We start from the raw sequence: 12,625 nt of genomic DNA on the forward strand, positions 1-12,625 counted from the left end.
GATTTTCAAGGCTCCGCGGACCCGGGAGGGGTGTTGGCTGTCAAAGTTGAGTTTAAGCGTGGTACCGGCCGTACTTAATGGCCTGAGCCATTATGCCCTGTACAGCGCCGCCCGGCAGATGGCCACCGACATTCGCGGCTGGCAGCAGCAGGCCTTGGCTGCAGGGGATACCTTCTCTACATACAGTGTTCAGTTTGATCCCGCCAACGAAGTTTATTACTTAATGCAAAACAATGTATCCAGGGAAAAACAGCGTATGCCCGTTTACCTGGATCTAGATTTCACCAATTTTCCATCCGAGAAACTCGGGTTCAACCTCCGGGGCATTCCCGTCCCCCGCGGAGGTACGGTAACCTTGAGAGAAAAACTCACCGGGAAAAAATATTGTGTCATTGTGGCTCCCGTTACCGGAAGGGTGCGCATTTCTCCCCTCCCTAGTTAAAGCGAATTTAAAACGAATCGGACTATTTGGTCTGGAAGGTTGTCATGCTTAAAGGGAAAGATTTTACCGCCGTTGATATTGACTCGGGAGAAATAAAAATAGCCGTCCTCTCATCCTGTCGACATGGGGTGGTTTGCAGGTTGCTGCACCGCCACCCCGGTCCCGGTACGGAACTGCTGGAAGGGGGCGGGATAGATGAGCTGGCCGCCGTGCTCAGGGCGGCTTTAAAATCAGCGCCGGGAGCTGGGAAGAGGGTGATCACCGCAATTGATGGCCGAGGGGTGATCATCCGGCAACTGCGACTGCCGGTAATGCCGCAAAAGGAACTGGAACAGGCGGCCGTGTGGGAGGCGGAGAGGCTGGTGCCGCTGCCCGTCGACGAACTGATCTTGCGGCCCGTGGTTTTAGGAGACAGTCCGGAGAAGGAAAAGGGGCAAATTAATGTCCTCCTGGCGGCGGTGCAAAAAGAGATCGTTTACGGTTACTACGAAGCTTTTAAGCGGGCGGGCCTGAAAATTACCGCCATTGACCTGCAGCACCTGGCCCTGTGGCGGGTCTTTCACAGCTCCTTTGGTTACCCGGTTCACGACGGAGGGGTAAGGGCGGTTTTGAACCTGGGTTTTTCTTCAGGCCAGTTTATCGTGCTCAAGGGACAGGAACTGGTTTATCTCCGCACCATACCTGTGGAGTTGGGGGGTCTGTTGCCTTACGGTGTTGTTGAGCCACCACCGGGTGGACCTGAACCGTACTCCGAGGAGATAAAGGCAATTAAGGGCGAGGCCGCACCTGCCGTGGAGCACCCGCCAGGCGGTCCCACGCGCCTTGAACTGGCGGACTTTGCCGCTTTTGCCGATCTGGTCCGGGAGATCCGCCGCTCTTTGGATTTCTACCAGCTTCAGGAGCGGGATAACCCGGTAGCCACTCTGGTGATGACTGGTAATCTTAGTAAAATCACAGGGCTGAGCGCTTTTTTGGCCGGCGAACTGGGAATCAAGGTGGAAGCTGGTTTTCCCGTGCTGCCCTTCAGGGATGTAAAGCAGCCTTCTCAGGCGCTGGATCCTGTTTTTTCAGTGGCGGTGGGTCTGGCTTTGCGGGAGGTGGTGCGGTGAAGTACGGAGTTAATCTTCTGCCTTCGGAACTGCAACCAGAGCCTCCGCTGGAACCGAAACGCCTGGCCCTGATTTCTTTAATCACCCTGGTCGCGGGCGGCCTTTGTGTCGCCTGTATCTTTTGGGGGTTAAACTTTTACCACATGCGTGCCGAGTTGGCTGCTATACAGCAGCAGGTCCCCGGTCTCAATGAAACGGTGGCTCGCCTGGAAGATCTCGGCAAGCAGCGCCAGACACTGGAAGCAGAGGTCGGTGAACTGGAACGTCTAGTTGGGGAAAGGCACTCTTGGTCCAAAATGTTACTGGACCTAAATAAAGTGGTGCCCGGGGAAGTCTGGCTGACTGCCTTGCAATTGCAGGCCGCAGGGGCGGATCAGGGAACGGGTCAGGCAGCTGCCGGTTCCGCCGGGACTGCCGGTCAAAAACCCGGCTCCGTTCCTTCTCTCTTGCAAGGCAATTTGCAGCAGACCGGTCAGTTAGTAACAGGTGATACCCGCCAACAGATATCTGCTCAGTCCGGAGCATCGGCAACCGTGCCGGCAATCCAGGGCGAAGAAAGCGGGCAGCAAGGGCAGGTAGGCAACCAGGTCCGGCGCGAGGACGGGAATGCCATTCCCCCGCTGCCTGATACTTTAACCTTGAAAGGTAATGCTACATCCCTGGCTGCCGTTGGGGTATTGATTTATCAGTTGGGACAGTTGCCCTATTTTTCTCAGGTTGACCTGAACGAAATTAAATTTGATGAGGCAAAGGGCGTCACCACTTTTAGCATTTCCGCCCGGTTAAAAGGGGGCGGTGGGGGTTGATGGCACGTAGCCTGGATAAGAAGAGCAAGGCCATACTTATGCTTTTTTTGTTGCTGGTCCTTATTTATGCCGGCTACCGTTTCGTGTTAATGCCCCAAATCCAGGTTTACCAGAAGACAAAAACCGAGTTGGGCGAAGCCAGAGCTCTCATCTCCCGGCTGTCCTCCCGGGCCAGTTCCCTGGAGGAGGAAGAAGCGGCCCTCGAAAGAGTCAGAAAAAGATCTGCCGAGTTAAACACCAGGTTCGACACCGAGATGCGGGACGGCCAGTTTCTCATTCAGTTGAGCCGGATAACGGAAGAAAACCAGGTCCTGGTATTAAAGTTTAAACCACTGGCCATTGTAGATAAAGGATATGTGCTGGTTTTACCCGTCGAAATAGAGCTGAGGGGCTTGTTCCCCCAGGTGGCGGCGGTGATTGGTTACCTGGAGAATCTGCCGAACTTGAGTGAACTCCGCAATGTCCAGGTTACGCGTTATGAATCCGAAAATGCGGCTGACCAGTACCCGCCGGGAGCGGATGGTCTTTCTCTTTCCGCTCCATCACCCGTACCCGACGGTACGGTAACGGCAAGCATGACACTGCTGCTCTACTCCCGGCCGACTCCCACTGCACGTCTGCAAATGGAAGAGGTCAGACGCTGGGCGTTGGGCCGTCCGAACCCGTTTTTCTCGGGCAGGTTGCCGGTTTTACCCGTCCCGCCGGCCCAGGCGGCGGGGCCGGCCGGCCAGGAGTCCATCGACGCGTAGTACGGGTATAACTCAGGTCTTTGGAAAAAGGAACGGGTGTTTTTTGGCAGCCGTCCCTTTTTCCCTTGTTTGCCGGTTTTCCCCCGGGTATATTATACCGGCCGGGCGGGTAAACATTTGCAAGAGGTGATCCTTTTTGGTTGATGAACAGCTGTTGAAGGAAGTTCTGGACCTGGCCCTCTCCAACGGGGGCGATTTTGCCGACATATTCGTGGAAAATCGCCGTATCACGGGGATCAGCTGCGAAGACAACAAGATCGAACGGGTGCAGACCGGCCTCGATGCCGGCGCCGGAATCAGGGTGCTGGCCGGCGAGGCCACTGCTTACGCTTACACCAACCAACTCGACCGCCAGGGTCTCCTGGACGCGGCCGGAGTGGTGGCCCGGGCTGCGGGGAGCAGCCGGAAGGATGTCAACATCGACCTTAACCGCCTCGAGCCGGCGATCAGCTTTGACATTGAACGCCTGCCGAACGAAGTTGAAACAGAGGACAAGGTCGAGGTGGTCCAGAAGGTAAACCAGGCCGCGAGGGGTGTGGATGCGGAGAAGATCAAGCAGGTTATCGTGGGCTACGGGGACGTTATCCAGCACGTGCAGATCGCCAACAGCGAGGGAGTGCTCGTCGAGGATACGCGGGTACGCACCCGCTTGGTGGTGAACGCCGTGGCTGCCGACGGGGGCGTCATCCAAACCGGTTACGATGCCCTGGGCGGGGTGGCCGGTTTTGAGCTTGTGGATTCAGCGTACCCTGAGGAAATGGCGCGCAAAGCGGCCGGGCGCGCCGTGGCCCTGCTCGCGGCCCAGCCCGCGCCATCCGGGAAGATGCCCGTCATTCTGGCCAGCGAGGCCGGCGGGACGATGGTGCACGAGGCCTGCGGTCACGGGCTCGAAGCCGACCTTGTACAAAAGGAATTGTCGGTGTACGCGGGAAAGCGGGGAGAGGTTGTCGCCAGTCCCCTGATCACGGTCTTTGACGATAGCACGATGCCCGGAAAATACGGGTCTTACGCCTTTGATGACGAGGGCACCGGATCGGCTCCCGTAACGCTGATTGAGGAAGGCGTACTTAGGGACTACCTCTATGACCGTTTGACGGCGGGGAAAGAAGGCCGGCGGTCCAACGGGCACGGCCGGCGGGAATCGTACCAGCACAAGCCCATCCCGCGGATGGGAAACACCTGCATCGCCCCTGGGAAGGAAGACCCCCGCGACATCCTGCGTGAAGCCAAGAGGGGGCTTCTGGTGCGCAAAATGGGCGGCGGGCAGGTCAATACGACCAATGGTGACTTCGTCTTCGAAGTGGCTGAAGGGTACCTGATCGAGGACGGCGACGTCGGCAGCATGGTCAGGGGCGCCACCCTTACCGGAAACGGGCCCGAGGTCCTCGCCAAGGTGGAAAGGGTCGGGAAGGATCTCGGGTTCACGATCGGGACCTGCGGCAAGGACGGCCAGGGAGTGCCGGTGAGCGACGCCCAGCCGACGATGTCTTTCGGGCAGCAGCAGGAATGCCCCATCGTCGTCGGCGGCACCGGAGGCAGCCCGGGAGGATCTGGAGCAAATAAAAAAGACTTCCGGGAGTTGATGAGAGAGCCGCGCATCCGGAGGCTCTGATGCTTGGTATTAGGTATTAGTGTTGGAACTCAGAACTAGGCTCCCGTTTGCTGCGGGAGTCTTTGCCTGCCGGGTAGAAGGCTGTGCCTGGAAATAGATAGCAGGGTTTTGACGGATTGCGGCGAACAACTTCTAAGCGGCGGATAAGGAGACATACTATAACCGTCACTGCTAAATGGGAAAGGAAGCCTGTGATGACCATTGATTTTCTTAATCTCGCTCAGGCCGCTGTGTCGAAGGCGGTGGAGCGCGGGGCCGACTCTGCGGAAGCCTACGTCAGCAGAAGCAAGGAACTGGAAATCGAGGTCAGGGAGCAGCGAATCGAAACGATCAAGAGCGCGGAGGAGAGAGGGCTTGGCTTGCGGGTGCTGCGCGGGCGGCAGTTCGGGTTCGCCTTTACGACCAACCTGACGCCGTCGGGCATAGAGGAGATTGCCGCGCAGGCGGTAGCCAACGCCGGCCAGACCGCGCCTGACGAGTTTTACAGTTTTCCGACCAGGACAGACGGCTATCCCGAAATGAGCCTTTTTGATCGCGAGCTGCAAACGACGAACGTCGAGAAAAAGATCGAACTCGCTATAGAAATGGAACGCGCAGCGCGGGCCTTCGACAAAAGAGTTAAGGTTATCGAGAGCTCGACGTACCACGACGGTGAAATAGAGGTGGGGCTGGTCAGCTCGGAGGGTATGGAAAGTTACTACCGGGCCGCCCTCTGCGGCCTTTACATGGCCTTGACCGCCCAGGACGGGGGCGAGAACCAGACCGGATTTGCCGTTGATTACCGGCGCCGCATTGCGGAACTGGATCCCGTGAAGATCGGGCGGGAGGCTGCCGAGCGCGCCGTGCGCATGCTGGGCTCGCGGACGCAGGGCAGTTGCAGGATTCCGGTCGTGCTCGATCCCTATGTGGTGGTCAGCTTGCTGGGCGTGATCGCCCCTTCGCTTACCGCCGAAGCTGTCCAAAAAGGGCGGTCTCTTTTTGCGGGCCGCGTGGGCGAACAGGTTTCTTCGCCGCTGATCACTCTTATCGACGACGGCACTTACGAGGGCGGCATCAGGACGGCCCCCTTCGACGGAGAGGGCGTGCCGACGCAGAGAACGGTGCTTATCGACGGGGGCGTGCTCCGGGGTTACCTGCACAACACCTATACGGCCGCCAAGGACGGAAAGACAAGGTCTACGGGCAACGGGGTCCGGGGGTCTTTCAAGAGCACGCCGGAGGTCGGAACTACAAACTTCTACATTGCGCCCGGAACCCGCAAAGCCGAAGCTATCATCGGCGAGACCAAACAGGGGATGTACATCACCGAGGTCATGGGTATGCACACGGCGAACCCGATATCCGGCGACTTCTCCGTCGGGGCCGCGGGCATCTGGATCAGCGAGGGACAGTTGGCGCAGCCGGTACGCGGGGTGGCGATAGCCGGCAACATCAAGGAACTGCTTTCCGGCATTGATGCCGTGGGGGATGACCTGCGCTTTCTCGGGGGTAAGGGTTCTCCGATGATCAGAGTGGAAAAGATGGCCCTCAGCGGGAGCTAAGAGGACCTGGAGTTATATAGACGGTTTAGGGGAGAGATGATGAAGGTGCGTATTCTCGTCCTCCACGGGCCGAACCTCAATCTGCTGGGCAAGCGTGAGCCCCAGGTTTACGGTACGGCCACGCTGGAGGAGATAAACAGTGCCGTTACCGCTCTCGGGCGCGAACTGGGAGCAATGGTGGAGTGTTACCAGTCCAACAGCGAAGGGGCGCTGGTCGATAAGCTGCAGGCGGCGGACGACCGTTTCGACGCTGTCGTCTTTAACCCCGGCGCCTTTACCCATTACAGCTACGCGCTCAGGGACGCGATCGCGGCTGTCGGCATCCCGGTGGTCGAAGTGCATCTCTCCAATATTCACGCCAGGGAAGAGTTCCGCCGCCACTCGGTGCTCGCGCCCGCAGCGGCGGGCCAGATCTCCGGCTTTGGCCCGGACAGCTACCTATTGGGCCTCAGGGCCGCGGTGGCCCTGGCCGGGAAAGGAACGGCTGGTTAATGCACAAACGCGTGGAAGCCCTGCGAAGGGCGATGGAGACCGAAGGCCTGCCGTACCTGCTGGTGACCGGCAGCCATAATCGGCGCTACCTGAGCGGCTTTACCGGCACGACCGGTGTTTTGCTGATCGGCATGCGGGAGGCGTACCTCCTGACAGACTTCCGTTACCTGGAGCAGGTCCGGGTGGAATGCCCGGATTTTAATGTTCTGCGGGTCGAACGCTCGTGGGTCGAACGCCTGGCGCAGGCGCTGGACGAACTGGATGTCCGGGTTCTGGGCTTTGAAGGCGAGCACCTCACTTACCAGCAATACAGCGCCTTAAAGGAAACAGCCGGACAGACCGAACTGCGGCCGACACGCGGGATGGTGGAGTCTTTGCGGGAGATCAAAGACGAAGAGGAGATCGCCGTCGTCCGCAAGGCGGTATCCCTGGTCGACGACGTTTTTGAGCTCCTGACGGCTCTGGCGCCAGGGCGCCAGGAGCGCGAAGTGGCAGTCGAAATAGAGTACCGGATGCGCCTTGCCGGCGCTTCGGGGACATCGTTCGAGATCATCGTCGCTTCGGGAGAACGCTCGGCCATGCCCCATGGGGTCGCTTCCGAAAAGGTAATGCGCGAAGGGGAGCTCGTGGTCGTCGACTGCGGGTGCGTTTATCAAGGGTACTGTTCGGATTTTACGCGCACGGTGCTCCTCGGGCGGGAACCGGAGCCATGGCAGACCGAGATCTACGATATCGTCTTGAAGGCCCAGCTGGCGGCCATCAACGCCATAAGGCCGGGCGCAACCTGCGCGGAGGTTGATGCCGCGGCGCGTGACATCATATCTGGTTACGGCTACGGGGAATACTTTGGGCACAGCACCGGTCACGGCCTGGGGCTCGAGATCCACGAAAGCCCCCGGCTGAGCGCGAACGAGCAGCGCACCCTCGCGGCGGGGAACGTTGTAACGGTTGAGCCGGGCATTTACCTGCCGGGCAGGGGCGGCGTCCGCATCGAGGACGTCGTTGTGGTGCGTGAACACGGGGCGGAAGTTCTAACTAGAACTCCCAAACAAAACCTGGTTTTGCTATAATTTAGGGCGGGTAGACAGGCATAAAGTTTTGCGAGGAGGCGGGACTTTGATCTCAACTAACGATTTTCGCACCGGTCTGACGATCGAAATTGACGGGGACGCCTACCAGGTTATCGATTTTCTGCACGTCAAGCCTGGCAAGGGTTCCCCGTTCGTCCGCTCCAAACTCCGGAACCTGCGTACGGGGGCCGTGGTCGAAAGAACCTTCAACGCCGGGGAGAAACTACCCAAGGCGCACTTGGAGCGCCGGGAAATGCAGTACCTGTACAACGACGGCGAGAACTACAACTTCATGGATACCGAGACGTATGAGCAGGCCACCCTCACCGCCGCGGAGCTCGGACCGGCCACGAAGTTTCTAAAGGACAACATGAACGTCTTCGTCGTCTTCTACCAGGGCAAGGTCATCGGCATCGACCTGCCGAATACCGTCGAGCTTACCGTGGTCGAAACCACGCCCGGAATCAAGGGCGATACCGCCTCCGGCGGCTCTAAGCCCGCAACGCTGGAGACCGGGCTGGTGGTTAACGTCCCGTTCTTCATCGAGGTCGGCGATGTCCTGCAGATAGACACGCGAACCGGACAATACATCAAACGGGCGTAGCCCGTTTGATGTAGACGTTGGACGTTAGACTTTGGACGTTGGAGAATCACAGGGATTTGGCATAGGCAAATTCCTTTTATGATTGTTTCCAATATCTAACAGCTAATAGCGATGAGTAATACCACGTGCGTCACGCAGGTGGTATTACTCCCCTTTGAACGGGTAATAATATGACCGTCGAAGGGGGGCAAAAAATTTGTCTGATCTTAAAGCAAAAGTGGCATACCTGGAAGGTTTGGCGGCGGGGCTTAACTTGCCCGAGGACAGCAAAGAAGGAAAACTTCTCGACGGCATCGTTGAGGTCCTTGGCGAGTTCGCTGATGCGGTGGATAACCTCGAGGACGCACAGGACAGCCTCGAAGATTATCTGGAGAGTATCGACGAGGACCTTTACAACCTGGAAACCCAGTTTAACAGAACGGCTGACGAAGACGCAGGATATTACGAGGTGGAATGTCCCAAGTGCGAACACCTGGTCTGCGTGGACAGCGAAGTTTTCGAAGACGGCGATGTGGAATCGATTACGTGCCCCAACTGTGACGAGGCGATCATGCTTAACGGCGAAGCCTCGCATCACGAGCATATGAAAGCGGACTAGGATACATATCGACGCCCGGCGGCGCTCTTGATGAGCGCCGCTTTTTTATTGGTATAAGCTGGCAGGTCTGCTTCATATCTATCCTTAAAGGCGATGCTCCGGAGGAGTAATCCAGGGAGGTGTCTATGGGCGGCGACAGCAGGAAGGAAACGGCTGCGGAAGAAATCATGGCTTTCTTCCCCGACACGATCCGCAGGACCCTGTCCCGAATCCCTGGGGTTGCTTGGGAAAAGGTCGAGGAAATCAGGCTGCGGATCGGCCAGCCTTTGAACATCAGGCTCTGCCGGGGTGACGTGTTCGTCAGCGAAAACGGGGATCTGCTGCCGTCGGTTACGGGGTCTTACCGGGTAACGGCCGACGATGTGTACCGCACGACGCAATTGGTTACAAGGTCTTCCCTGTACTCTGTGGAGGACGAACTCCGGAACGGCTTTGTAACCGTCAGCGGGGGCCACCGGGTGGGCATAGCCGGCAAGGTGCTCCTGGATGACAAGAAGATACGGACGATCAAACACGTCTGGGCGCTGAATTTCCGCGTATCGCGCGAGGTGGCGGGCGTCGCTGACAGGGTTCTCCCCTATTTGGTGGAGCGGGACCGCGTAAAACACACGCTGATCGTTTCCCCCCCGCGTTGCGGCAAGACCACGCTCCTGAGGGATGTGGTCCGCCAGATTTCTTGCGGGATACCGGCTCTTGGTTTCAGGGGGGTGACGGTTGGGCTGGTGGACGAGCGTTCCGAAATCGCGGGCTGCTACAAGGGCGTTCCGCAACGGGATGTGGGTCCCCGCACCGATGTCCTGGACGCCTGTCCCAAGGCCGAGGGCATGATGCTTTTACTCAGGGCCTTTTCGCCCGAGGTCATCGCCACTGATGAGATCGGGAGAAGTGAAGACATTGCGGCTCTTGAGGAAGCCCTCAACACCGGGGTGACCATTATCGCCACGGTGCACGCCCGGACGATTGAGGAGCTGGAGCGGAGGCCGGCCCTCCGCTATATGACGGGCCTTCGTATAATAGAAAGATTCATCTTGCTGGGCAACGACAACGGGCCCGGTACGGTCAGGGAAATCATCGACGGCCGGACAATGAAGGCTTTAGGAGGCGTAACCGTTAATGCTGAAGCTTTTAGGGAGCCTGATGGTCATAGCGGCAACGGGCGTTTACGGGATCATGGTCGCCCAGCGTTATGCCAGGCGTCCCAGGGAACTGAGGGCCCTGGAGACCGCCCTGGCCGTGCTCGAGACCGAGATTTCCTACGGGGCGACTCCCCTGGCGGAGGCCTTTGACAGCGTCGCCCAGCGGACCGACCCGCTGGTGTCCGGCCTGTTCGGGTACGCGAGGGACGAGCTGGCGACGGGCACGGGGATCACGGCTACAGACGCCTGGCAAAAGGCGATCGACGCTTTTGTGCCCGATTCCGCGCTGCAAGGCGAGGATGTGGGAGTCCTCAGGGGATTAGGGCCTGTCCTGGGAGGATCGGGGTGCGAGGACCAGGTGCGGCATATCCGCCTCACGATGGAACATCTCAAGGCGACGCGCATCCGGGCGGAGGAGGAAGCTTTAAAGAACGTCAGGCTATGGCAGTACCTGGGGTTCCTGGGCGGTATAGCAATCGTTCTGGTCATTCTCTGAGAGGGGGAAGAGCGTGGACGCAAACATCGGCATCATTTTGAAAATCGTAGGCATCGGCATTGTGGTCGCGATCGCCCACAACGTTTTGAAAGAGGCGGGGAAGGAGTCCTTTGCCCCCTGGGTTACCCTTTTCGGTCTGGCGGCGGCGCTCTTCTTTGTGGTACGTATCCTCGCCGACCTTTTCAACCAGGTGCAATCGGTCTTCCGCCTGTTCTAATTGGGAAGTGTGAAGTGGGATGTGTGAGGTCGGTACTTAAAGGAATTTGTGAGTGCGAATTCTCTCTTGACATTTTCGCTTCTGACTTTATAACCCGCCTGTCAATACGAGGTGATTCGGGTTGGAAATCGTGCAGATTTTTGGGTTTGCTTTGGTAACGCTGGTTTTCGCCGTTACGCTGCGCCAACAAAAACCGGAAATGGCCTTGATCGTCAGCCTTGTCGCCGGGGCGGTCATTTTCCTGCTGATGCTCCGGAAAATCGGCGCCGTCGTTAACGTCTTCAACGACCTGGCGGCACGGGCTAACGTAAACCTGGTCTATCTAGGGGTGGTGCTGAAAATCGTGGGAATTGCCTACATTGCCGATTTCGGGGCGCAGATTTGCCGCGACGCGGGTGAGGGGGCCTTGGGCGCAAAGATCGAGTTCGCCGCCAAGATTTTGATCCTCGTCCTCGCGGTGCCGGTTGTCCTGGCGGTGCTCGACACCCTGATGCGGATCATCGAGTAGATAAATCCCGAAATGTTTGGGGCGTTACGGATGATTAAAAAGGCAATGATTTTTCTCTGGCTTTTGCTTCTCGTTACCCCCTCGGTGTGCCGGGCCGAAGGCCGGACTGAGGACGGCCCGCTTCTTCCCACCCCCGAAGAGGTGATCGGTGAGGTCGACCTGGACAAGGTCAACACTGTTACGCGAGCCCTGGACAGGGAAGTGCGCGAGGCTTTACCGGATTTGGAATTCAGCCAGCTTGTGCGCTCGTTGATCAAGGGCGACCTGGGGACCTCCCCGGCTGAACTTGCCGGCGTGCTGTACAGGTACCTTTTCAAGGAGCTGGTGGGCAACGCCGTGCTGCTCGGCAAGCTGGTGATCCTGGCCGTCATCTGCGCCGTGCTCAATAACGTCAGCAGCGCCTTTGAAAAAGCAACGGCCAGCAAGGTCGCCCAGTCGGCTGTCTACCTTGTATTGATCACCCTGGCCATAAGTTCTTTTGTCGTGGCGCTGGATGCCGGGCGCGAAGCGGTAAACGGCATGGTCAACTTCATGCACGCCATCCTGCCCGTAATGGTCGTGCTGCTCTGCGCCCTTGGAAGTTTCGCCACGGCGGCCTTGTTCCATCCGGCCGTATTGATGGTGGTCAACTTCGCCGGGACAATCATCGCGACCGTGGTTTTCCCGCTCCTCTTTTTTTCGGCCGTCCTGGGTATGGCCAGCCACCTGGCGGAGGGTTTCTCACTGTCCCGGCTGGCCGATTTTCTGAAGTGGGTCGGGCTGGGCATCATGGGCCTCTTGACCAGCATCTTTCTGGGCATCCTCTCGATCCACGGCGTCGCCGGAGCCGTCACCGAGGGCCTGGCCTACCGGACGGCCAAACTGGCGACGAGCACCTTCATCCCGGTGGTCGGGAAGGTTTTCGCGGATACGATGGACGCCATAAGCGGGTCGTCGCTGCTGGTTAAAAACGGGGTAGGCATGGCGGGCCTGCTGGTTGTTTTCCTGATCGCCATCTTTCCGTTGCTGAAGATTTTAGGCCTGGTCGTCATCTACAAGCTGGCCGCCGCCCTTGTACAGCCCCTGGGAGAGAACAGGCTGGCCGACCTTATGAACACGCTGGGCAACAACATGGTCGCCGTATTCGCGGTAGTGGCCACCTGCGGCATTCTCTTTTTCTTCGCCCTGGCGATCGTCACCGGCATCGGAAGCATCAACGTCATGCTGCGGTGAGAAAACGATAGGATAGCAAGAGGGGGTGCTTGC

The 12,625-nt window shown here is 58.5% G+C and carries 15 protein-coding genes; all 15 read left to right on the forward strand.

What is annotated here, in order from left to right; translation table 11 throughout:
* Window positions 1–442: hypothetical protein (locus ACUM6F_RS07700; RefSeq protein ID WP_445348887.1), on the forward strand; the 442-nt coding region annotated here is incomplete at its 5' end.
* Window positions 443–486: 44 nt separating this feature from the next.
* Window positions 487–1,551 carry a pilus assembly protein PilM gene (gene pilM / locus ACUM6F_RS07705; RefSeq protein WP_445348888.1) on the forward strand — a complete coding sequence of 355 codons (1,065 nt, stop codon included), beginning with the start codon at window positions 487–489 and terminating at the stop codon, window positions 1,549–1,551.
* On the forward strand, window positions 1,548–2,357 hold the full coding sequence (locus tag ACUM6F_RS07710) for a PilN domain-containing protein (RefSeq protein ID WP_445348889.1): 810 nt from the start codon (window positions 1,548–1,550) through the stop codon (window positions 2,355–2,357). Before pilM ends, ACUM6F_RS07710 begins: the two co-directional genes overlap by 4 nt.
* Window positions 2,357–3,106: a type 4a pilus biogenesis protein PilO gene (gene pilO, locus ACUM6F_RS07715; protein ID WP_445348923.1), complete on the forward strand. Its 750-nt coding sequence runs from the start codon at window positions 2,357–2,359 to the stop codon at window positions 3,104–3,106. Before ACUM6F_RS07710 ends, pilO begins: the two co-directional genes overlap by 1 nt.
* Before the next feature lie 136 nt (window positions 3,107–3,242).
* Complete coding sequence (locus ACUM6F_RS07720; protein ID WP_445348890.1) at window positions 3,243–4,718, forward strand: TldD/PmbA family protein; 1,476 nt, start codon at window positions 3,243–3,245, stop codon at window positions 4,716–4,718.
* A 194-nt stretch (window positions 4,719–4,912) separates the two neighbouring features.
* Window positions 4,913–6,259 (forward strand): TldD/PmbA family protein, encoded by a 1,347-nt coding sequence (locus tag ACUM6F_RS07725; RefSeq protein ID WP_445348891.1) that lies wholly within the window; start codon window positions 4,913–4,915, stop codon window positions 6,257–6,259.
* 45 nt (window positions 6,260–6,304) lie between these two features.
* Entirely contained in the window at window positions 6,305–6,751 is a 447-nt protein-coding gene (aroQ, locus tag ACUM6F_RS07730) for a type II 3-dehydroquinate dehydratase (protein WP_445348892.1), read from the forward strand.
* A complete protein-coding gene (locus ACUM6F_RS07735) occupies window positions 6,751–7,821 on the forward strand; it encodes a M24 family metallopeptidase (RefSeq protein ID WP_445348893.1) in 1,071 nt (356 codons plus the stop codon). The genes aroQ and ACUM6F_RS07735 overlap by 1 nt, the downstream gene beginning before the upstream one ends.
* A gap of 46 nt (window positions 7,822–7,867) precedes the next feature.
* Window positions 7,868–8,425 carry an elongation factor P gene (gene efp, locus ACUM6F_RS07740; RefSeq protein ID WP_425621925.1) on the forward strand — a complete coding sequence of 186 codons (558 nt, stop codon included), beginning with the start codon at window positions 7,868–7,870 and terminating at the stop codon, window positions 8,423–8,425.
* Window positions 8,426–8,621: 196 nt separating this feature from the next.
* On the forward strand, window positions 8,622–9,023 hold the full coding sequence (locus ACUM6F_RS07745; protein WP_425621924.1) for a CD1247 N-terminal domain-containing protein: 402 nt from the start codon (window positions 8,622–8,624) through the stop codon (window positions 9,021–9,023).
* Between the two features lie 125 nt (window positions 9,024–9,148).
* Window positions 9,149–10,309: a stage III sporulation protein AA gene (spoIIIAA, locus tag ACUM6F_RS07750; protein ID WP_445348894.1), complete on the forward strand. Its 1,161-nt coding sequence runs from the start codon at window positions 9,149–9,151 to the stop codon at window positions 10,307–10,309.
* On the forward strand, window positions 10,194–10,655 hold the full coding sequence (locus tag ACUM6F_RS07755; RefSeq protein WP_445348895.1) for a stage III sporulation protein AB: 462 nt from the start codon (window positions 10,194–10,196) through the stop codon (window positions 10,653–10,655). The genes spoIIIAA and ACUM6F_RS07755 overlap by 116 nt, the downstream gene beginning before the upstream one ends.
* Before the next feature lie 13 nt (window positions 10,656–10,668).
* Window positions 10,669–10,872 carry a stage III sporulation protein AC gene (gene spoIIIAC, locus ACUM6F_RS07760; protein ID WP_425621921.1) on the forward strand — a complete coding sequence of 68 codons (204 nt, stop codon included), beginning with the start codon at window positions 10,669–10,671 and terminating at the stop codon, window positions 10,870–10,872.
* 130 nt (window positions 10,873–11,002) lie between these two features.
* Window positions 11,003–11,380, forward strand: a complete 378-nt coding sequence (gene spoIIIAD, locus ACUM6F_RS07765) for a stage III sporulation protein AD (protein ID WP_426377431.1) — start codon at window positions 11,003–11,005, stop codon at window positions 11,378–11,380.
* Between the two features lie 30 nt (window positions 11,381–11,410).
* Entirely contained in the window at window positions 11,411–12,592 is a 1,182-nt protein-coding gene (gene spoIIIAE, locus ACUM6F_RS07770) for a stage III sporulation protein AE (protein ID WP_445348896.1), read from the forward strand.
* Window positions 12,593–12,625: the final 33 nt, after the last annotated feature.

Source organism: Desulforudis sp. DRI-14 (assembly GCF_052618305.1).